19 protein-coding genes are annotated in these 19,401 nt (G+C 74.1%); 12 read left to right on the plus strand and 7 right to left on the minus strand.

What is annotated here, in order from left to right; translation table 11 throughout:
- Nucleotides 1-553 precede the first annotated feature (553 nt).
- A complete protein-coding gene (tyrS, locus tag ACIA5A_RS29990) occupies nt 554-1,837 on the minus strand; it encodes a tyrosine--tRNA ligase (protein WP_396767990.1) in 1,284 nt (427 codons plus the stop codon).
- Between the two features lie 107 nt (nt 1,838-1,944).
- On the opposite strand from tyrS, the gene ACIA5A_RS29995 reads away from it, so the two are divergent.
- From ACIA5A_RS29995 to ACIA5A_RS30010, 4 genes are all read left to right on the plus strand, one after another.
- Nucleotides 1,945-2,328: a PaaI family thioesterase gene (locus tag ACIA5A_RS29995; RefSeq protein ID WP_396768023.1), complete on the plus strand. Its 384-nt coding sequence runs from the start codon at nt 1,945-1,947 to the stop codon at nt 2,326-2,328.
- Nucleotides 2,329-2,399: 71 nt separating this feature from the next.
- Nucleotides 2,400-3,626, plus strand: a complete 1,227-nt coding sequence (locus tag ACIA5A_RS30000) for an NRAMP family divalent metal transporter (protein WP_396767991.1) — start codon at nt 2,400-2,402, stop codon at nt 3,624-3,626.
- The gene (locus ACIA5A_RS30005; protein ID WP_396767993.1) at nt 3,623-4,003 is read left to right on the plus strand and encodes a hypothetical protein; all 381 of its coding nucleotides are present in this window, start codon (nt 3,623-3,625) and stop codon (nt 4,001-4,003) included. Before ACIA5A_RS30000 ends, ACIA5A_RS30005 begins: the two co-directional genes overlap by 4 nt.
- On the plus strand, nt 3,990-4,307 hold the full coding sequence (locus tag ACIA5A_RS30010; protein ID WP_396767994.1) for a PRC-barrel domain containing protein: 318 nt from the start codon (nt 3,990-3,992) through the stop codon (nt 4,305-4,307). The genes ACIA5A_RS30005 and ACIA5A_RS30010 overlap by 14 nt, the downstream gene beginning before the upstream one ends.
- A gap of 48 nt (nt 4,308-4,355) precedes the next feature.
- Here the strand turns inward: ACIA5A_RS30010 and ACIA5A_RS30015 are convergent, their stop codons facing one another.
- Entirely contained in the window at nt 4,356-5,714 is a 1,359-nt protein-coding gene (locus tag ACIA5A_RS30015) for a hemolysin family protein (protein WP_396767996.1), read from the minus strand.
- A 189-nt stretch (nt 5,715-5,903) separates the two neighbouring features.
- Here ACIA5A_RS30015 and ACIA5A_RS30020 point away from each other — a divergent pair, with 189 nt between their 5' ends.
- Together ACIA5A_RS30020 and ACIA5A_RS30025 are read left to right on the plus strand one after the other, a co-directional pair.
- On the plus strand, nt 5,904-6,533 hold the full coding sequence (locus ACIA5A_RS30020) for a TetR family transcriptional regulator (RefSeq protein WP_396767998.1): 630 nt from the start codon (nt 5,904-5,906) through the stop codon (nt 6,531-6,533).
- 62 nt (nt 6,534-6,595) lie between these two features.
- Nucleotides 6,596-8,131: an FAD-dependent monooxygenase gene (locus tag ACIA5A_RS30025; RefSeq protein WP_396768000.1), complete on the plus strand. Its 1,536-nt coding sequence runs from the start codon at nt 6,596-6,598 to the stop codon at nt 8,129-8,131.
- A gap of 7 nt (nt 8,132-8,138) precedes the next feature.
- Here the strand turns inward: ACIA5A_RS30025 and ACIA5A_RS30030 are convergent, their stop codons facing one another.
- Nucleotides 8,139-8,765 carry a hypothetical protein gene (locus ACIA5A_RS30030; RefSeq protein WP_396768002.1) on the minus strand — a complete coding sequence of 209 codons (627 nt, stop codon included), beginning with the start codon at nt 8,763-8,765 and terminating at the stop codon, nt 8,139-8,141.
- A gap of 10 nt (nt 8,766-8,775) precedes the next feature.
- Entirely contained in the window at nt 8,776-9,279 is a 504-nt protein-coding gene (locus ACIA5A_RS30035; RefSeq protein WP_396768004.1) for a GNAT family N-acetyltransferase, read from the minus strand.
- A gap of 134 nt (nt 9,280-9,413) precedes the next feature.
- On the opposite strand from ACIA5A_RS30035, the gene ppdK reads away from it, so the two are divergent.
- From ppdK to ACIA5A_RS30060, 5 genes are read left to right on the plus strand one after another with little or no spacing between them, the layout of a single operon-like run.
- Entirely contained in the window at nt 9,414-12,074 is a 2,661-nt protein-coding gene (gene ppdK, locus ACIA5A_RS30040) for a pyruvate, phosphate dikinase (protein ID WP_396768006.1), read from the plus strand.
- A 12-nt stretch (nt 12,075-12,086) separates the two neighbouring features.
- Nucleotides 12,087-12,521, plus strand: a complete 435-nt coding sequence (locus ACIA5A_RS30045) for a hypothetical protein (RefSeq protein WP_396768007.1) — start codon at nt 12,087-12,089, stop codon at nt 12,519-12,521.
- An 18-nt stretch (nt 12,522-12,539) separates the two neighbouring features.
- Nucleotides 12,540-14,786 (plus strand): formate C-acetyltransferase, encoded by a 2,247-nt coding sequence (gene pflB, locus ACIA5A_RS30050; protein ID WP_396768009.1) that lies wholly within the window; start codon nt 12,540-12,542, stop codon nt 14,784-14,786.
- A complete protein-coding gene (pflA, locus tag ACIA5A_RS30055; RefSeq protein WP_396768011.1) occupies nt 14,783-15,544 on the plus strand; it encodes a pyruvate formate-lyase-activating protein in 762 nt (253 codons plus the stop codon). The genes pflB and pflA overlap by 4 nt, the downstream gene beginning before the upstream one ends.
- Nucleotides 15,545-15,573: 29 nt before the next feature.
- Nucleotides 15,574-15,864 (plus strand): hypothetical protein, encoded by a 291-nt coding sequence (locus ACIA5A_RS30060; protein ID WP_396768013.1) that lies wholly within the window; start codon nt 15,574-15,576, stop codon nt 15,862-15,864.
- Nucleotide 15,865: 1 nt separating this feature from the next.
- Here ACIA5A_RS30060 and ACIA5A_RS30065 read toward each other — a convergent pair whose 3' ends face one another.
- Nucleotides 15,866-16,336 carry a cyclic nucleotide-binding domain-containing protein gene (locus ACIA5A_RS30065; RefSeq protein WP_396768015.1) on the minus strand — a complete coding sequence of 157 codons (471 nt, stop codon included), beginning with the start codon at nt 16,334-16,336 and terminating at the stop codon, nt 15,866-15,868.
- Nucleotides 16,337-16,475: 139 nt separating this feature from the next.
- Here ACIA5A_RS30065 and ACIA5A_RS30070 point away from each other — a divergent pair, with 139 nt between their 5' ends.
- On the plus strand, nt 16,476-17,354 hold the full coding sequence (locus ACIA5A_RS30070; protein WP_396768017.1) for a universal stress protein: 879 nt from the start codon (nt 16,476-16,478) through the stop codon (nt 17,352-17,354).
- 15 nt (nt 17,355-17,369) lie between these two features.
- On the opposite strand, the gene ACIA5A_RS30075 is transcribed toward ACIA5A_RS30070, so the two are convergent.
- The gene (locus ACIA5A_RS30075; RefSeq protein ID WP_396768019.1) at nt 17,370-17,996 is read right to left on the minus strand and encodes a CE1759 family FMN reductase; all 627 of its coding nucleotides are present in this window, start codon (nt 17,994-17,996) and stop codon (nt 17,370-17,372) included.
- Nucleotides 17,993-19,096: an LLM class flavin-dependent oxidoreductase gene (locus ACIA5A_RS30080; RefSeq protein ID WP_396768021.1), complete on the minus strand. Its 1,104-nt coding sequence runs from the start codon at nt 19,094-19,096 to the stop codon at nt 17,993-17,995. Before ACIA5A_RS30080 ends, ACIA5A_RS30075 begins: the two co-directional genes overlap by 4 nt.
- Nucleotides 19,097-19,401: the final 305 nt, after the last annotated feature.

The raw sequence follows: 19,401 nt of genomic DNA on the forward strand, positions 1-19,401 counted from the left end.
CCAAACAGACCAAAGCCTGCCCAGTCCGGGGTATAAAACAATTGGCACTGGCTTTACAAGCACCCTGTTGAGTTCTCAAAGAACAACCACACACCGCACCGGAAACCCCCACCAGGAGGCCCCCGAACCGGGGTATCTCGTCCACCGCACCCGCCGCTCTCGCGCCGGGCACTTTTACTACGTTACCCGCTGGTTTCTGCCGTGTCAAACCGGTGTTTCCCGGTTTGTCGTGCATCACCCTTTTAGCAGGCACACCACGAGGCCCCGACCTGAGTCGGTTGCTTCGAGGATTTCGGCAGGACGGCCGTCCGCGGTCTCCCGCTGGCCCGTCCGTTTCCCTGCCGGCCGATAACCTTACCCGGTCGGTTCCGCCTCACCAAATCCGCCTCGCGGCTGATCCGGGGCACCGCCCGCGTTCCAGGTCCTGCGCTCCGGCCTCCCAGGTCTTTCGCCCTGTTCGTCCGTTCCGCGCTGGCAGAGAGAAAGTTACGCGCCCGGTGGTTTGATCGTCAAATCCACCGGGCGCGTCCCGCGTCACATCGTCGACCGTCGGCTATCCGCGCAGCTCGACCCCCGCGAACGACCGCTTGCCCCGGCGCAGCACGAGGTAGCGCCCGTGCAGCAGGTCGTCCCGGGAGACCGTCGCGTCCACCTCGGCGACGCGGGTGTTGTTGACGTAGGCGCCGCCCTCGGCGATCACGCGCCGCGCCTCCTTCATGCTGGGCACCAGGCCGGACTCCTTGAGCAGGCCGGCGACGTCGGGCAGCTCGTCGAGGCCGACCAGGCCGGCCTCGGTGAGCGCCGCCCGCAGCGTCTCCGGGGACAGCTCGTCCAACGAACCCCGGCCGAACAGCGCCTGGCTGGCCGCCACCGCCTGCGCCGTCTCGCGCTCGCCGTGCACCAGGGTCGTCAACTCCTCGGCCAGGGCCCGCTGGGCCGACCGCGCCTGCGGGCGCTCGGCCGTGGCCTTCTCCAGCTCCTCCAACTCCTCACGAGTGCGGAAGCTGAAGTAGCGCAGGTAGCGGGTGACGTCGCGGTCGTCCGCGTTGAGCCAGAACTGGTAGAAGGCGTACGGGCTGGTCATCGCCGGGTCGAGCCAGACCGCGCCGGTCTCGCTCTTGCCGAACTTGGTGCCGTCGGACTTGGTGACCAGGGGCGTGGTGAACGCCTGGACCGGTCCGGCGCCGCGCCGGCGTACGTAGTCCACCCCGGCGGTGATGTTGCCCCACTGGTCGGAGCCGCCGTACTGGAGCTGGCAGCCGTGCCGGCGGTGCAGCTCGAAGAAGTCGTTGGCCTGCAGCAACTGGTAGCTGAACTCGGTGTAGCTGATGCCGCTCTCCAGCCGCGCCTTGACCACCTCGCGGGCCAGCATCTTGTTCACCGGGAAGTGCTTGCCCACGTCCCGGAGGAACTCCACCACCGACATTTGGCCGGTCCACTCCAGGTTGTTGACCATCTGGGCCGCGTTGTCGCCGGTGTAGGTGACGAACGGCGAGAGCTGGTCACGGATGCGCCGGACCCAGCCGGCGATGACTTCCGGCGGGTTGAGCGTGCGTTCGGCGCTCTCCTTGGGGTCGCCGATCTGGCCGGTGGCGCCGCCGACCAGCAGGAGCGGCCGGTGCCCGGCGAGCTGGAGCCGGCGGGCCATGACGACCTGCATGAGGTTGCCGACGTGCAGGCTGGGGGCGGTCGGGTCGAAGCCCACATAGAACGTGGCGCTCGGGCCGTCGAGCAGCGCGCGCAGCTCGTCGGGGCCGGTCGAGTCCTGGATCAGGCCCCGCCACAGCAGGTCTTCGGTCAGGGAGTCCCGCCCCTGCGGGAGGTTGCTGTCGGTCACGGTCCCGATTCTCCCCCATCCCCGGCGCGCGGCCGTACCGGGTTTGCCGGCGACGCCGCGGACTAGGCTGGCGGCGCCGCCGAGCACGAGGAGGAACCACGGTGGAGATGCCGGAGCTGACCGGGGGCTTCGTGTCCCTGTTGGGGCTGAAGTTCGACGAGGTCGGCGGCGACCGGGTGGTGATCCGCTGGCAGGTCCGCCCGGAGCTGCACCAGCCGTACGGGATCCAGCACGGCGGGGTCTACTGCTCGGTGGTGGAGACGGCGGCCAGCATCGGCGGCGCGCTCTGGCTGGGTGACAAGGGCACCGTGGTCGGGGTGTCGAACCAGACCGACTTCCTGCGCGCGGTACGCGACGGCGAGCTGACCGCGGTCGGCACCCCGGTGCACCGGGGTCGCAGCCAGCAGTTGTGGCTGGTCGAGATCACCGACGGCGACGCCCGGCTGGTGGCCCGCGGACAGGTGCGGTTGCAGAACCTGACCGCCGGCTGACGCATTCGCCCGAAACCAGGCGCAGTCGCCGATATCGTCGCGTCGATGAGGCCACCCGTTCCCGACCCGACGTGAGGAAGCTCCTCGCCGCCACCCTCGGCGTGCTGTCGGCCATCGGCGGGTTCGTCGACATCGGCGACCTGGTGGCGGCCAGCCAGGCCGGGGCGCTGTTCGGCATGGCCCACGCCTGGGTGCTGCTGGTCGGCGTGGTGGGCATCTGCGCGTACGCGGACATGGCCGGACGGATCGCGGCGGTGAGCGGCCGGGCGGTGTTCGACCTGGTCCGGGAGCGGCTCGGCCCCCGGGTGGCGCTGCTCAACCTGGTCGCGTCGTGGCTGGTCACGGTGGTCACTCTCGCCGCGGAGCTGGGCGGGGTGGCGCTGGCGCTGCACCTGGCCACCGGGTTGAGTCACCTGCTCTGGGTGCCGGTGGCCGCGCTGGCGGTGTGGCTGGTGCTGTGGCGGATGCGCTTCGAGCTGATGGAGCGCGTCTTCGGCCTGGCCGGGCTGGCGCTGCTGGTCTTCGCGGTGGCGCTGGTGGCGTTGCCGACCGACTGGGCGCAGCTCGGGCAGGGCGCCGTGCAGATCAGCTCCGCCGGGCACGGCTGGCCGCTGTACTGGTTCGTGGCGGTGGCGCTCTTCGCCTCGACGGTCAGCCCGTACGAGGTCTTCTTCTTCTCCTCCGGCGGGGTGGAGGAGCGCTGGGGCGCGGCGGACCTGGCGCGGGCCCGGTCGAACGTGCTGATCGGCTTCCCGGTCGGCGGGTTCCTGGCGCTGTCGCTGATCGCCGTGGCGACGGTGGCCTACCACCCGTCCGACGCGTCCCTGACCTCGCTCGGCGAGGTGGCCCGGCCGGTGGCGACCGCGCTGGGCGGCGCCGGCCTGGCCGCCGCCGTGCTGGCGTTCTTCGCGGTGACGTTCGGCGCGGCGCTGGAGACCGGGCTGTCGGCGGCGTACGCGGCGGCGCAGTACTTCGGCTGGCAGTGGGGCAAACGGGTCAGCCCGCGCGAGGCGGCCCGGTTCCACAGCGTCCTGCTGGTCGGGTTGCTGCTCGGGGTGGTGATGCTGATGACGACCGTGGACCCGGTGCGGCTGACCGAGTACATGCTGGTGCTGAGCGCGGTGGTGCTGCCGCTGACCTACCTGCCGATCCTGGTGGTGGCGAACGACCGCACCTACCTCGGGGACCGGGTCAACGGGTGGTGGAACAACCTGCTCGGCGCGGTGTTCCTGCTGCTCATCGTCGCCGCCTCGGTGGCGGCGATCCCGCTGGCGATCGTGACGGGGATGGGGCGATGAGGGTCCAGCTCGCCAGGCAGTTGCTCGACCGGCAGATCGTCGACGTCGACGGCCGGCTCGTCGGGCGGGTCGACGACGTCGCGTTCGCGGTGGACGACGAGGGCTACCCGTACGTCGACGGGCTGCTCACCGGTCAGGGGGCGCTCGGGCAGCGGATCGGCGGCCGGGTCGGGCGGCTGCTGGTGGCGGTCGCCGACCGGTTCACCGACGATCCGCCGGTGCCGCCGTTGCGGGTGCCGCTGGCGACGGTGGCCCGGGTGGACAGCGCGGTCCGGCTGCGGTGCCGGACGGCGGACCTGCCGCCGTCGCCGGTGGAGACGTGGTTGCGGCGGCACCTGATCGAGCGGATCCCGGGGTCCCACCGTGCGAGCGGGTGAGCTGCTCGGGCGCACCGCGTACGACCTGCACGGGCGGCGGTTGGGCCGGGTGGTGGACGTGGTGGTGCGCGGGGGTTGGCCGCCGGAGCGGCTGCGGATCACCGACGTGATCGTGGCCGGTCACTGGTGGACCCGGGTGACCAGCCGGTTGATCGGGCCGGAGCTGCATCCGGCCGGGCCGTGGCTGCTGCGGGCGGTGGCCCGGCTGATCGGGCGCAGCACCCACCAGGTGCCCGCGGACGCGGTGCAGCTCCGCCCGCCGGTGCCCGGCTTCCCGTTCGGTCCCCCGGCCGACCGGCGCTGAGTCCACCGGGCGCCGCCCGTCCGGGAGACGCCGGGCGGAACGGCGTCGTCAGCGGCGTGCCCCGTCGAGTTCCGGGGTGTCCGCCGGGTCGGCGTCGTCGGCCGGGTCGGCCGCGTCGTCGTCGCCCCGCTCCCGGCGGGGCCGCCGGCGGATGTGCACCTCGCTGATGGCGCGCTGGTCGACGCCGGCGACCGCCAGGTCCCAGCCGTCGACGGTGACCTGCTCCCCCGCCACGGTCGGGATGTGCCCGAGGCAGATCAGCACCAGCCCGGCGACGGTCGTGTAGTCGCCCGCCGGCCGGTTGGGCAGCTCCACCCCGAGGTCGGTGAGGTCGTGCACCGGGAAGGTGCCGGGCAGCACCAGCGTGCCGTCCGCCTCGGTGCGGACCGCCTGCAGGTCCCGGTCGGTCTCGTCGTAGATCTCGCCGACGATCTCCTCGAGGATGTCCTCCAGCGTGACGATCCCGTCGACCGCGCCGCGCTCGTCGACCACCAGGGCGATGTGCTGCCGCTCGGCCTTGAACTGGCGCAGCGCGTCGACCACGGGCAGCGAGTCGGGCAGCAGCATGGGCGGCCGGGCGATCTCGTCCACCGGCCGGTCGTCCGGCACGCCCACCAGGTCGCGCAGGTGGATCACGCCGACCGCGTCGTCCAGGCCGCCGTGCCGGACCACCGGGGCCCGGGAGTGGCCGGTCGCCGCGAGGACGAGCCGCGCGGCGTCCGCGGTGGTGCCGCTGTCGAGCGTGAAGACCTGCAGCCGGGGTACGAGGACGGCACGCAACTGCCGGTCGGCGATCTCCACGGCGCCCGCGATGATGGTGCGCTGCTCCTTGGTGAAGCCGTGGTTGCCGGCCACGATGTCGCGCAGTTCGTCGGGACCGATCTCGTCCGGCTCGTGCTTCGGGTTGAGGCCGAAGAGGCGGACCACCATGTCGCTGGTGGCGCCGAGGAGCCACACCGCCGGGCGGGTCACGCTGGCCAGCACGTCGAGCGGTCGGGCGACGACGAGCGCCCACCGCTCGGCGGACTGCATCGCGATGCGCTTGGGCGCCAACTCGCCGAAGACGAGCGTGACGAACGTGAGCACCAGGGTGACCGCGACGATGGCGACGGTCTCGGCGGCGTTGCCGAAGACGCCGAGCAGCGGCACGAGCGGTCGGGCCAGGGAGACCGCCGCCGCGGCGGAGGCGAGGAACCCGGCGAGGGTGATGCCGATCTGGATGGTGGCCAGGAAGCGGTTCGGGTCCTTGGCCAGGCGGGCCAGCGTGCGGCCGGCGCGGCTGCTGCGTTCCAGCCGTTGCAGCTGGCTGTCCCGCAGCGAGACGAGGGCCATCTCGCTGCCGGCGAAGGCCGCGTTGACGATCACCAGCACACCGACCAGGGCCAACTGGCTCCAGTAGCTCTGCACGAGCGGTTCTCTCCTCGGGCCCGATCCGGGTCGGCGGAGGGCCGACTCGCCGGCCGGCAGGTCCGGTCGGCGTGGCACCTGTGTGCCCCGCCGGGGCGCACCTGAATCCTGTGTACACACTGAGATCACGCCAAGAAAGTGCGTGGCCCGCATCTTTGCGTGGAACGCAACTTTTGCTAGCCTGACGAGGTGAGCGGACTTCGGGAGCGCAAGAAGGCCGAGACCCGGGCGGCGTTGAGCTGGGCGGCCATCCGGCTGACCGTGGCCCGCGGCTACGACGCCGTGCTGGTGGAGGACATCGCCCAGGCCGCCGGCGTGTCCCCCCGCACGTTCAACAACTACTTCGCCAGCAAGGCCGAGGCGATCGCCGCCCGGCACCTGGACCGCAGCCGCCGGGTGGCCGCCGCGCTGCGGGGCCGCCCGGCCGCCGAGCCGCTCTGGACCGCGATCGAGGCCGCGGTCCTCGCCGCGTGGGCGCCCGGCCCCGAGGTCGCGCAGTCTCCCCCGGACGCCCACGACGAGTGGGTCGCCGGGCTGCGGGTCATGCTCGCCGAGCCGGCGCTGCGGGGCGAGATGCTGCGGGCCGGCGCGATCGCCGAGGCCGAACTGGCCGAGGCGGTCGCCGAACGCACCGGCACCGACGCCGCCCACGACCTCTACCCGCACCTGGTGGCCGGCGCGGTCGGCGTGGCTGCCGGCGCGGCGACCCGGCACGTCCTGCGCGCCGACCGGCCGGAGCCGGTCGACCGGCTGCTCTCCGACGCGCTGGCCCAACTCGCCGCCGGCCTGCCGCCGCCGGCCCGTCCCGACCCGTCGTGAGAAGGGGCCCCTTCTCTACCGCAGGCGTTAACAGGGGGCCCGGCCTTCAAGGAGTGTGTGTGGTGATCGATGTGCTTGTGGTGGGGGCCGGGCCGAACGGGCTGATGCTCGCCGGTGAGCTGGCGTTGGCCGGGATCCGGCCGGTGGTCTGCGACCGGCTGGCGGAGCCGACCGCCGAGAACCGGGCCAACGGCCTCGTCGGCCAGGTGGTGCGGATGCTCGACCGGCGCGGCCTGCACCAGCGCCTCACCGGCGACGCCGCGCCGCCGCGACCGGCGCCCGCGTTCGTCTTCGGCGCGCTGCCGCTGGACCTGAGCGGGGTGGCGGACAACCCGATGCACGGGCTGCCGGTGCCGCAGCGGCAGATCGAGCGGGTGCTCGCCGCGTGGGCCACCGAGCTGGGCGTGCGGGTGGACCGCGGCCGCGAGGTGACCGGGCTGCGCCAGACCGCCGACGCGGTGGAGGTCGAGTTCGCCGACCGGACCACGCTCACCTGCCGGTACCTGGTCGGCGCGGACGGCGGGCGCAGCACGGTGCGCAAGCTCGCCGGGATCGGCTTCCCGGGCGTGACCACGGACCGGTCCGTCTCGCGTACCGCCCAGGTGGGCGTGCCGGCGGTGTCGATCGATCCGGCCACCGGCGGCCTGGTGGCCCCCGGGTACGGCATCGTCCCGCCGTTCCGGCACACCCGCACCGAACGCGGGCTGGTCGTCTGGGCGCCGTTCCCGGACCGGCCGCCCCTGCTCAGCACCACCGAGTGGCCGGAGCGGCCCGAGCCGGACGCGCCGATGACGCTCGCCGAGATGCGGGCCAGCGTGGCCCGGGTGCTCGGCGTCGAGGTGCCGCTCGACCCGCCGGCCGGCGCCGGGCCGCACGTGCTGCGCAAGGTGGTCGGCGGCAACACCCGGCTCGCCGAGCGCTACCGCGACGGCCGGGTGCTGCTGCTCGGCGACGCCGCCCACGTGCACTCCGCGATCGGCGGCCCCGGGCTGAACCTCGGGCTGCAGGACGCGGTCAACCTCGGTTGGAAACTGGCCGCCACGCTGCACGGCCGGGCCCCGGACGGGCTGCTCGACACGTACGAGGCCGAGCGCCGCCCGGCGGCCCGAAGGGTCACCATGTCGACCCAGGCCCAGTCCGCGCTGATCGCCCCCGGAAGCGAGGTCACCGCGCTGCGGGAACTCGTCGGCGAACTGCTCGCGACGCCGGCCAACGCCGCGCACGTCGCCGCGCTGATGGCCGGCGCGGACGTCCGCTACGACCCGGGACCGGACGGTCCGCCGGTCGGCACGTGGGCGCCGGACCTGGTGGTGCACGGCGACGACGGGCCGGTGCGGCTGGCCGAGCTGACCCGGAGCGCACGGCCGCTGCTGCTCGACGGCACCGGCACCCTCGCCGCGGCGTGCGCGCCGTGGCGCGACCGGGTGGACGTGGTCGGCGGGCGGCTGGACGGGACCTCGGCCACGGCGCTGCTGCTGCGGCCGGACTGCTACCTGGCCTGGGCGTCCGCCGGGGCCAGGCCGGACCGCGACGGGCTGCGCGCGGCGCTCACCCGCTGGTTCGGCCGGCCCCGCGACGTCGCGGCGGCAGCGGCCTGAGCGGCCTTCAGGCCGGGTCGGGCAGGTCGAGCACGTACGCCGCGCCCTCCGGGCGGAAGCCGAGCCGGTGGTAGTAGGGGGCGAGCATGCCCGGCGGGCTGACCACCCGACGGAAGCCCCGGTCGGTGAAGAGCCGGCTGCGCCGGTAGACGAACTCGCCCGGGGTGAAGTCGCGGAACGGCGGCGTCACGTAGTCCAGGTCGATCTGGGCCACCCCGCCGGCCTCGGCGTGCGACACCATCACGCCGACCACCTCGTCGGAGCGCACCACCAGGAACGCCGACCGGTCGGCGGCGGCCGGGTCCCACCGGAACGCCGGGTTGAACCGGGCGATGTCGGCGGCGTGCACCCGCAGCGTGTGCGCGAGGAACGCGTCGCCGGTGCCCACCTCGACCACCTGGTAGGTCTGTTCGTCGTGCCGGGTGGCCAGCAGCCCGCGCAGGTACCACACGTTGATCACGGCGAGCACCACGTTCAGCCCGACCATCGGCCAGACGTGCACGGCCGCGTTGTAGCCGATCAGGATCAGGCAGCCGACCAGGTTGAGCGCGCGCAGCCGCAGGATGCGCGTCTGCAGCAGGGACCAGACCAGCAGCGCGGAGCCGGCCCAGCCGACGAGTTCCAGCCAGTTCACCCCGGGGAGACTAGTGGTCGCGCTGGTCAGCCGCCTCGGCGGGCAGCTCCAGCACCCACTCCTCGACCTCGGCGCCGCGGCCGGGAGCGTATCCCGCGTCCTCGCCGACCACGACGAAGCCGCACTTGCGCAGCACCGCGAGCGAGGCGGCGTTGTCCTTCGCGGCGCGGGCGCGCACCGGCCGCCGCGGCAGCTCGCGCAGCAGCGCGGCGAGCCCGGCGGTGGCGTGGCCGCGCCCCCACCGCTCCGGGTTGATCCAGTAGCTGACCTCGGTCTCGTCGTCGACCGGGAACGCCGCCACGTGGCCGACCACCTCGCCGTCGGCCACGATCGTCCGGTTGACGATGCGCGCGTCGGCGCGGATCCGGGCCCAGTGCGCGTCGAAGGCGGCCCGGTCCGACGGGTCCTTCGGGCCGAACGCGGCCATCCAGTTGGCCTGCGGGTCCTGCTCGTGGGCGAAGAACGCGGGCAGGTCGTCGTCGCGCACCGGACGGATTTCCACCTCGGAGGTCACGGCCGGGAGGTTACCCGGATCCACCGACACCGCTCGGGACCTCCGGCCCGTCCCGGGTCCCGTCCGGCCCTGCCGGCGCGACCCGCCGCACCGATACCAAGGAGGAGGAGCGACACAGCCGAGGAGGCCGGACCATGCCGAAGTACGTCTACGACTTCATCGAGGGTGACCGGAGCCGGGCCGACCTGCTCGGCGGCAAGGGCGCCAACCTGGCCGAGATGACCCGGCTCGGACTGCCGGTGCCACCCGGGTTCACCGTGACCACCGACGCGTGCCGCGCCTTCCTGACCACCGGCGCGCCCCCGCACGGGCTGTACGAGGAGATCAACGCGCACCTGCGCCAGATCGAGGCGCGGCTGGGCCGGCGGGTCGGCGACCCCGCCGACCCGCTGCTGCTGGCCGTGCGCTCCGGCGGCCGGTACTCGATGCCGGGGATGATGGAGACGATCCTCGACATCGGGCTCAACGACGCCACGGTGGCCGGGCTGGCCGCCCACGCCGGTGACGAGCGGTTCGCCTGGGACTCGTACCGGCGGTTGATCCAGATGTTCGGCCGCACCGTGCACGGCATCCCGGCCGAGGACTTCGAGCACGAGCTGGCCGCGGTGCGGGCCACCGCCGGGCCGGGCGGGCCGAGCGCCGGGCAGCTCCGCGACCTGGTCGACACGTACAAGAAGATCTTCGCCCGGCACGTCGGGCACGACTTCCCGCAGGCGCCGCACGAGCAGCTCTTCCTCGCGGTCCGCGCGGTCTTCTCCTCCTGGCACTCGGAGCGGGCCCGCCTCTACCGGCGGCAGGAGCGGATCCCGGACGACCTGGGCACGGCGGTCACCGTGATGGCGATGGTGTTCGGCAACCTCGGCCCGGACTCCGGCACCGGCGTGGCGTTCACCCGCGACCCGGCCACCGGCGCCCCGGGCGTCTACGGCGACTACCTCACCGACGCGCAGGGCGAGGACGTGGTCGCCGGCATCCGCAACACGGTGCCGCTGACCGAGCTGGAGCGGCTGGACCCGGCCGGCTACCACCGGCTGCGGCAGATCATGGCGACGCTGGAGCGGCACTACCGCGACCTGTGCGACGTCGAGTTCACCATCGAGCGCGGCCGGCTGTGGATGTTGCAGACCCGGGTCGGCAAGCGGACCGCCGCCGCCGCGTTCGTGATCGCCGCGCAGCTCGCCGAGGAGTGCCTGATCACCGCCGACGAGGCGCTGACCCGGGTCACCGGGGGGCAGCTCGCCCAGCTCATGTTCCCCGCGTTCGACACCGCCGGCGCGCCCGCGCCGCTCGCGGTCGGGGTCGGTGCCTCCCCCGGCGCGGCGGTGGGCCGGGTGGTCTTCGACTCCGCCGCCGCGGTCGCGGCCGACGGGCCGGTGATCCTGGTCCGCCCGGAGACCAACCCGGACGACCTGCCCGGCATGATCGCCGCGGCCGGCGTGCTCACCTCGCGCGGCGGGAAGACGTCGCACGCCGCGGTGGTGGCCCGGGGCATGGGCCGGACCTGCGTGTGCGGGGCCGACGCGCTGCGCATCGACGTCGAGCGCGGCGAGTTCACCGTCGGCGACCGGGTGGTGCGCGCCGGTGAGCTGACCTCGATCGACGGCGCCACCGGACGGATCTGGCTCGGCGAGGTGCCGGCGCAGCCGTCCCCGGTGGCCCGCTACCTGGCCGGCGAGCTGCGCCCGGAGACCGACCCGCTGGTCGCCGCCGTGCACCGGCTGCTCGCGCACGCCGACGTGGTGCGGACGCTCGGCGTACGGGCCAACGCGGACACCCCGGCCGACGCGCGCCGGGCCCGCCGGTTCGGCGCCGCCGGCATCGGCCTGTGCCGCACCGAGCACATGTTCCTCGGCGAGCGCCGGGCCCTGGTCGAGCGGCTGATCCTGGCCGACCGGCCGGCCGAGGTCGCCGCCGCGCTGGACGCGCTGCTGCCGTTGCAGCGGGCCGACTTCGTCGAGCTGCTCGCCGCGATGGACGGGCTGCCGGTCACCGTGCGGCTGCTCGACCCGCCGTTGCACGAGTTCCTGCCCCCGCTGGCGGAGCTGACCGCCCGGGTGGCCGTCGCGCGGGCGCGCGGCGAGGACCCGGGCCACGACGCGACGCTGCTGGCCGCGGTGCGCCGGACGCACGAGGCAAACCCGATGCTGGGGCTGCGCGGGGTACGGCTCGGGCTGCTGGTGCCGGGACTGTTCGCCATGCAGGTGCGGGCGCTGGCCGAGGCGGCCGCGCAGCGGGTGCGCGCCGGCGGCGACCCGCGCCCCGAGATCATGGTGCCGCTCGTCGGCGACGTGCGGGAACTCGCCGCCGTGGCCGACGAGGCGCGCCGCGTGCTGGCCGAGGTGGACGGCGCGCCGGAGATCCCGGTCGGCACCATGATCGAGACGCCGCGGGCCGCGCTGACCGCCGGGGAGATCGCCGCCGAGGCACGGTTCTTCTCCCTGGGCACCAACGACCTGACGCAGACCACCTGGGCGTTCTCCCGCGACGACGTGGAGGGCTCGTTCTTCCCCGCGTACCTGGCCCGGGGGATCTTCCCGGTGTCGCCGTTCGAGAGCCTCGACGTGACCGGGGTGGGCCGGCTGGTCCGGCTCGCCGTGGCCGAGGGGCGGGCCGCCCGGCCGGAGCTGACCGTGGGGGTCTGCGGCGAGCACGGCGGCGACCCCGACTCGATCGCGTTCTTCGCCGCCGCCGGACTCGACTACGTCTCCTGCTCGCCGTACCGGGTGCCGGTGGCGCGACTGGCGGCCGGCCGGGTCGCGGTCGAGGCCGGCACCGACTCGTCCGACTCCCGTTAGGAGGGCAGCACCATGACCGCCATCTTCAACCCGACCGGGCTGAACACCGTACCCCCGGTGCCCCGGCCCACGACGCCGGCCGCCGACGCGACGCCCACCCCGGCGGAGCGCGGCCCGGTGGGCCCGGTGCTGGAGCTGCCCGGCGCCACCCTGGTGCCGGTCGCCCACGCCGGCCGCCCGGTGGGCGCGTTCGTGGTTGCCGGCGACCGGGTCCGCTACCGGCGGGTGACCGACCCGGACCAGCTCGTGGCGGCCGCCACCGGCGCGTTCGCGGTGGCCGCGCTCACCGCCGCCGTGGCCGTCTGGTCCCGCCGCCGCCCACCCGCGGTCGGCACCGTGACGATGGGCCCCGGCGGCTGGCTCAGCCTGCGCGGCCTCCCGGCCCGCCACCCCGACGCCCGCCCCTGGTGGGCCCGCCTCCTGCGCGCCCACCCCCTCCCCCGCTGACGTTCGAAGGGAGCGATCATGAGCGGCAACCAGCGCGTCGTGGATCCGTGGCGAGGGTTCCGGGACGGAGCGTGGCGCGAGACGGTCGACGTCGCCGACTTCGTCCGCCGCAACCACGAGCCGTACGCCGGGGACGCGTCGTTCCTCACCGGACCGACCGACCGGACGCTCGCGGTGTGGCGGCGGCTGACGGCCCTGTTCCCCGAGGAGCGCCGGCGCGGGGTGTACGACGTGGACGCGGCCACCCCGTCCACCATCACCTCGCACGGCCGCGGCTACGTCGACCGGGAACGGGAGCTGATCGTCGGCCTGCAGACCGACGCGCCGCTGCGTCGGGCGATCATGCCGGCCGGCGGGCTGCGGATGGTGGAGACCGCGCTGCGGGCGTACGGGCGCGAACCCGACCCGCGCGTGCACGAGATCTTCACCCGGTACCGCCGGACCCACAGCGACGCCGTCTTCGACGCGTACCCGGAGGCGGTGCTGGCGGCCCGGCGCTCGCACGTGATCACCGGCCTGCCGGACGCGTACGGGCGCGGCCGGATCATCGGCGACTACCGCCGGGTGGCGCTCTACGGGGTGGACCGGCTCATCGCCGAGCGCCGCGCGCACCGGACGGCGCTGGACGGCCGGCGCAGCACCGACGACGTGATCCGCGACCGGGAGGAGCTGGCCGAGCAGATCCGCGCGCTCGGCGAGCTGACGGAGATGGCCGCCGCGTACGGCGTCGACATCTCCCGCCCCGCGGCGACCGGCCGGGAGGCGATCCAGTGGCTCTACCTCGCCTACCTGGCGGCCACCAAGGAGCAGAACGGCGCGGCCATGTCGCTCGGGCGCACCGCCGGGTTCGTCGACGTCTACCTGCGACGCGACCTCGCCGAGGGCCGGCTGGACGAGACCGGCGCGCAGGAACTGGTCGACGACTTCGTGATCAAGCTGCGGATCGTCCGCTTCCTGCGCACCCCCGAGTACGACCAGCTCTTCTCCGGCGACCCGACCTGGGTCACCGAGTCGCTCGGCGGGATGGGCGCGGACGGCCGGCCGCTCGTCACCCGGACCACGTTCCGCTATCTCCAGACCCTCTACAACCTGGGGCCGGCGCCCGAGCCCAACCTGACCGTGCTCTGGTCGCCGCGGCTGCCCGACGGGTTCAAGCGGTTCTGCGCCCAGGTGTCGCTGGACACCAGCGCCATCCAGTACGAGAACGACGAGCTGATCCGGCCCGCGTACGATGACGACACCGCGATCGCCTGCTGCGTGTCGGCCATGCGGGTGGGCCGGGACATGCAGTTCTTCGGCGCCCGGGCGAACCTGGCGAAGGCGCTGCTGTACGCGATCAACGGCGGCCGCGACGAGCTGACCGGCGAGCAGGTGGCCCCGCCGAGCGCCCCGGTCGGCGGGGAGACGCTCGACCACGACGAGGTGCTGGCGGCGTACGACCGGACGTTGGACTGGCTGGCCGAGACGTACGTGGACGCGCTGAACGTGATCCACCACCAGCACGACAGGTACGCGTACGAGCGACTGGAGATGGCGCTGCACGACCACCCGGTGCGCCGGTTCATGGCCACCGGCATCGCCGGGCTGTCGGTCGCCGTGGACAGCCTGTCGGCCATCCGGTACGGCCGGGTGAAGGTGCTGCGGGACGCCACCGGCCTGGCCGTCGACTACGCGGTCGAGGGCGAGTTCCCGACGTACGGCAACGACGACGACCGGGCCGACGAGATCGCGGTGTGGCTGGTCGAGACGTTCGCGGCGAAGCTGCGCCGGCAGCGCACCTACCGCGACGCCGGGCTGACCATGTCGGTGCTCACCATCACCTCGAACGTGGTCTACGGCAAGCACACCGGCAACACCCCGGACGGCCGGCGCGCCGGCGAGCCGTTCGCGCCCGGGGCGAACCCGATGAACGGCCGCGACACCCACGGCCTGGTCGCCGCCGCGCTGTCGGTGGCGAAGCTGCCGTACGACGCGGCCCGCGACGGCATCTCGCTGACCGGCACGGTCACCCCGGACGGCCTGGGCCACACCCGCGACGAGCGGATCACCAACCTGGCCGGGGTGCTCGACGGGTACACCGAGGCCGGCGGGTTCCACCTCAACGTCAACGTGCTGGACCGGGACACCCTGCTCGACGCGATGGCCCATCCGGAGCGGTATCCGCAGCTCACCGTCCGGGTCTCCGGCTACGCGGTGAACTTCGTCCGGCTCACGCCCGAGCAGCAGCGGGACGTGGTGTCCCGCACGTTCCACGGGTCGCTGTGACCGGGCGACGGCCGCCGGCACCGCCGCACCTGGACGGGGCGGTGCACTCCTGGGACACCTCGATCGGGGTGGACGGGCCGGGCGCCCGCCTCGTGGTGTTCCTCGCCGGCTGCCCGCTGCGCTGCCGCTACTGCCACAGCCCGGACACCTGGTACGGCCGCAGCGGCAGGCGTCGCACGGTCGACGAGATGGTCGCCCTGGCCGCGCGGTACCGCCGGTTCCTGCACACGGCAGGTGGCGGGGTCACGGTCAGCGGCGGCGAACCGCTGCTGCAACCGGCGTTCACCGGGGAGCTGCTGCGCCGCTGCCACGCGCTCGGCCTGCACACCGCGCTGGACACCTCCGGGTTCCTCGGCGACCGCGCCGACGACGCCCTGCTCGACGCCACCGACCTGGTGCTGCTCGACGTCAAGGCGGGCGGCGCGCGGACGTACCGTCGGGTCACCGGCACCGGCCGGCTCGCGCCGACGCTGCGCTTCGCCCGCCGGCTGGCCGCGCGGGGTACGCCGATGTGGATCCGGTACGTGCTGGTGCCGGGCCTGACCGACGACGCCGACGAGGTGGCCCGGGTGGCCGACGTGGCCGCCGGGCTGGCCGGCGTGCGGCGCGTCGAGGTGCTGCCGTTCCACCGGCTCGGCGCGCACAAGTACGCCGAGTTGGGTCTGGCCTTCCCGCTGGCGGACACCGCGCCACCGGACGCGGAGCTGCTGGCCCGGGTACGCGCTCAGTTCGCCGCGCGTGGCCTGACGGTCACCTGAGCCGGCGCGTGCCGCACTAGCATGAGGCCATGTCGACACCACGACGACGCCGCCGTCAGGTCTCGCCCGTCCGGGCCCGGATCGCGAGCGCGACCGGGGCGCAGGCCACCGGCGCGCAGGCCACCGGCGCCCGGGCGCTCGGCGCGACGGCCGTGGGCGCGCTGGCGCTGGGCGCGTTCGCGCTCGGCGCGGTGTCGGTGGGCGCGCTGGTGATCGGGCGGCTGGCGGTGCGCCGCGCGGTGATCCGCGAGCTGCGCCTCGGCCGGGTCGAGGTGGACGAGCTGGTCGTCCGGCACCGCAGCGGCCCGATCGACGGGTGAGTCAGCTCGCCGCGCTCGTCGGATAGCCGTACAGGTCGAGCAACCGCACCCGGGACGCCTGGAGGCGGTCCACCACCACGCTCATGAACCGGGCGGTGAGCAGCCGGCCCAGCGTGTCGTCGGACTCCATCAGCCGGCGGACCCCCGCCGCGTCGAACTCGACAGCGGTGCTGCGCAGCGTGGCCACCGCGCCGAACTGCCAGCGGTAGGGCGGGAACAGCCAGGACCAGCCGAGCACGCCGCCCGCCCCGATCGTCTCGATGCCCACGTCGCCACGGCCGGGCACCGGGAAGTCCAACGCCACCTGACCGCCCCGGACCAGCCAGAAGCGCTCGGCCGGCTGCCCGGCGCGGAACAGCCGGTGCCCGGGGTGCCAGGCCACCGGGCGGGCGTAGCCGGTGAGCCGGGGCAGCCACCCGTCGGGCAGGCCGGCCAGGAACGGGTGCACGCGCAGCATCTCCAGCGGGGTCATCACGCCTCCACGGATCGGCGGCAGGAAGTCGTGGTTCCATCCCACCCGCTCCGGTGCCGGCGCGGCAGGGCCGATGGTCCCTGTCCCGGGTGATCGGAGAGGCCACAATGGGTGGAGCCGACCGGAGGGGACGCAGCCGATGAACCGACCCGTCGTGGCGGGGGTGGACGGATCGCCGTCCAGCCTGACCGCCGCCGACCAGGCCGCCGCGGCAGCGGTGGCCCGCTCCCGGCCACTGCTGCTGGTGCACGGCTACCTGCACCCGCTCGGCTACGGCGTGCCGCTCAACCCGTACGACCTCGGGGTGCCAGCGCCCACGGAGGAGGCGGAGAAGATGCTCGAACGGGTCGCCGCCGAGCTGGCCGAGCGGCATCCCGGGCTGCGGGTGGAGGTCCGGCAGGTCGCCGGCGGCCCGGGCGCTGCGCTGGTGGAGGAGTCGCGCCGGGCCGAGCTGGTGGTGGTCGGCAGCCGGGGCGTGGGCGGCTTCACCGGCCTGCTGCTCGGCTCGGTGGGCGGGCAGCTCGCCCAGCACGGGCACTGCCCGGTGCTCGTCGTCCGCCCGGCCGAGCAGCCGATCCCGGTCGGCGGGCCGGTGCTGGTCGGCGTCGACGGCTCCGACTTCGCGGCGTACGCGGTCGAACTCGCCGCGGACGAGGCCGCCCGCCGCGACGCCGAGCTGGTGCTGACGCACGTGCGCGCGCCGGAGCGCGGCGCGCCGGAGGTGGCGGCCGAGGCGACCACCGCCGAGCGGGCCGAGGCGGCCGAGCTGCTGGGCGTCGCCGCCGAACGGGTCCGGGCGGCGCACCCCGGGCTGCGGGTGACCGAGCGGGCGGTGGTCGCCGCCTCCCCGGAGACCGCGCTGCGGGAGGCGAGCGGGGAGGCGTCGCTGGTGGTGGTCGGCTCGCGCGGTCGCGGCGGCTTCGCCGGCCTGCTGCTCGGCTCGGTCAGCCAGGCGCTGGTGCAGCACGCCCACTGCCCGGTGCTGATCGCCCACCGGCCGGAGCCGGCCGACGACTGAGGCCGACGCCCGAGGTCAGGACGGGTCGCGGCCGGCGAGCAGGTCGGCGAAGTCGGTGGTCAGGGCGAACGGGTCGGCCGGGCCGGTCGACGGCGCCCGCCGGTCCGCCTGCTCGGCCAGCTCGGCGGCGGCCCGGCGGATCCGGGCCCGCAACGCGCTGTCGCCGTCGTCGCCGGCCCAGTCCTCCGGCGCGGCGAACACCGCCGTCGGCAGCGTCACCGCCCGCAGGTACGAGAACATCGGCCGCACCGCGTGCTCCAGCGCGAGCGAGTGCCGGGCGGTGCCGCCGGTGGCCCCGATCAGCACCGGCGTGCCGGCCAGCGCGTCGCGGTCCACCACGTCGAAGAACGACTTGAATAGCCCGTTGTAGGACGCGTTGAAGATCGGCGTGACCGCGATCAGCCCGTCGGCCGCCGCGACGGCGTCCAGCGTCTCGCGCAGGGCGGCCGGCGCGAACCCGGTGAGCAGGTGGTTGACCACGTCGTGGGCGTGCTCGCGCAGGTCCACCGGGCGCAGGTCGACGGCCGCGCCGCGACCGGCCAGCTCGTCGCGGGCGGCCGCGGCGAGCTGGTCGGCGAGCAGGCGGGTGGACGAGGGCTGGCCGAGACCGGCCGAGACGACCACGAGGGTACGCCGGGTCATCGCTCCCCCTCCTCGGTGGTCGTGGCGGCCTCGCGGGCGGCCAGCAGGCTGGCGTGGGTGGGCGCCTCGGGCACGTGCGCCGGACGCATCGAGTCGAACTCCTTGCGCAGCACCGGGACCACCTCCTCGCCGAGCAGGTCGAGCTGCTCCAGCACCGTCTTCAGCGGCAGGCCGGCGTGGTCCATCAGGAAGAGCTGCCGCTGGTAGTCGCCGACGTACTCGCGGAAGCCCAGCGTGCGGTCGATGACCTGCTGCGGGCTGCCCACGGTCAGAGGCGTCTCCCGGGTGAACTCCTCCAGCGACGGGCCGTGCCCGTAGACCGGGGCGTTGTCGAAGTACGGGCGGAACTCGCGTACCGCGTCCTGCGAGTTGGGGCGCATGAAGACCTGCCCGCCCAGGCCGACGATCGCCTGCTCGGGCGTGCCGTGGCCGTAGTGCGCCCAGCGCTGGCGGTAGAGGCCGACCATCCGCTGGGTGTGCTCCTTGGGCCAGAAGATGTGGTTGGCGAAGAAGCCGTCGCCGTAGTAAGCGGCCTGCTCGGCGATCTCCGGGCTGCGGATGGAGCCGTGCCAGACGAACGGCGGCACGCCGTCGAGCGGGCGCGGGGTCGAGGTGAACGACTGCAGCGGGGTGCGGAACCTGCCCTTCCAGTCGACCACGTCCTCGCGCCACAGCCGGTGCAGCAGGTCGTAGTTCTCGATCGCGAGCGGGATGCCGTTGCGGATGTCCTGCCCGAACCACGGGTAGACCGGGCCGGTGTTGCCGCGACCCATCATCAGGTCCACCCGGCCGTCGGCCAGGTGCTGCAGCATCGCGTAGTCCTCGGCGATCTTCACCGGGTCGTTCGTGGTGATCAGCGTGGTCGAGGTGGACAGCAGCAGGCGCTCGGTACGCGCCGCGATCCAGCCGAGCATGGTGGTGGGCGACGACGGCACGAACGGCGGGTTGTGGTGCTCGCCGGTGGCGAAGACGTCCAGCCCGACCTCTTCGGCCTTGAGCGCGATGGTGGTCATGGCCTTGATCCGGTCACGCTCGGACGGCAGCCGCCCGGTGGTCGGGTCGACGGTGACGTCACCGACGGTGAAGATTCCGAACTGCATGACCAGCTCCTCGGGGTGAGATCCGGACCGGTCGGCCCGGCGTCGTCCCGCACAACCTATTTGACGAGTCAACTATTCCGCCGCCCGGCACCCCCCTACGGGCCTCCCGCTGCGTCGATCTTGCGGTTACCGCCCCCGAAACGCCCTCTTCGTCACCATATTCGAGGGCCGAAACTGCAAGATCGCGGGAGAGGGAATGTGGGGAGGCGACTAGGGCGTGTCCTGCCGATCTTGTAGCGGTGGGTCGTTGACGATGTGCCGGTGGTACGTCGAGGCGAACTGACCGACGAAGCGTGGGCGGTGAT

Origin of the sequence: Micromonospora sp. NPDC051300, from assembly GCF_044455315.1 — a bacterium.
Classification (GTDB): Bacteria; Actinomycetota; Actinomycetes; order Mycobacteriales; family Micromonosporaceae; genus Micromonospora; species Micromonospora robiginosa.

What these genes read in the sequence shown, in the direction of transcription:
- ACIA5A_RS30075 (WP_396768019.1), bottom strand. Translation starts at nt 17,996, where the DNA reads ATGACCCGGCGTACCCTCGTGGTCGTCTCGGCCGGTCTCGGCCAGCCC.
- ACIA5A_RS30060 (WP_396768013.1), top strand. Translation starts at nt 15,574, where the DNA reads ATGTCGACACCACGACGACGCCGCCGTCAGGTCTCGCCCGTCCGGGCC.
- pflB (WP_396768009.1), top strand. Translation starts at nt 12,540, where the DNA reads ATGAGCGGCAACCAGCGCGTCGTGGATCCGTGGCGAGGGTTCCGGGAC.
- ACIA5A_RS30005 (WP_396767993.1), top strand. Translation starts at nt 3,623, where the DNA reads ATGAGGGTCCAGCTCGCCAGGCAGTTGCTCGACCGGCAGATCGTCGAC.
- ACIA5A_RS30065 (WP_396768015.1), bottom strand. Translation starts at nt 16,336, where the DNA reads ATGACCCCGCTGGAGATGCTGCGCGTGCACCCGTTCCTGGCCGGCCTG.
- ACIA5A_RS29995 (WP_396768023.1), top strand. Translation starts at nt 1,945, where the DNA reads ATGCCGGAGCTGACCGGGGGCTTCGTGTCCCTGTTGGGGCTGAAGTTC.
- ACIA5A_RS30080 (WP_396768021.1), bottom strand. Translation starts at nt 19,096, where the DNA reads ATGCAGTTCGGAATCTTCACCGTCGGTGACGTCACCGTCGACCCGACC.
- ppdK (WP_396768006.1), top strand. Translation starts at nt 9,414, where the DNA reads ATGCCGAAGTACGTCTACGACTTCATCGAGGGTGACCGGAGCCGGGCC.
- ACIA5A_RS30070 (WP_396768017.1), top strand. Translation starts at nt 16,476, where the DNA reads ATGAACCGACCCGTCGTGGCGGGGGTGGACGGATCGCCGTCCAGCCTG.
- ACIA5A_RS30045 (WP_396768007.1), top strand. Translation starts at nt 12,087, where the DNA reads ATGACCGCCATCTTCAACCCGACCGGGCTGAACACCGTACCCCCGGTG.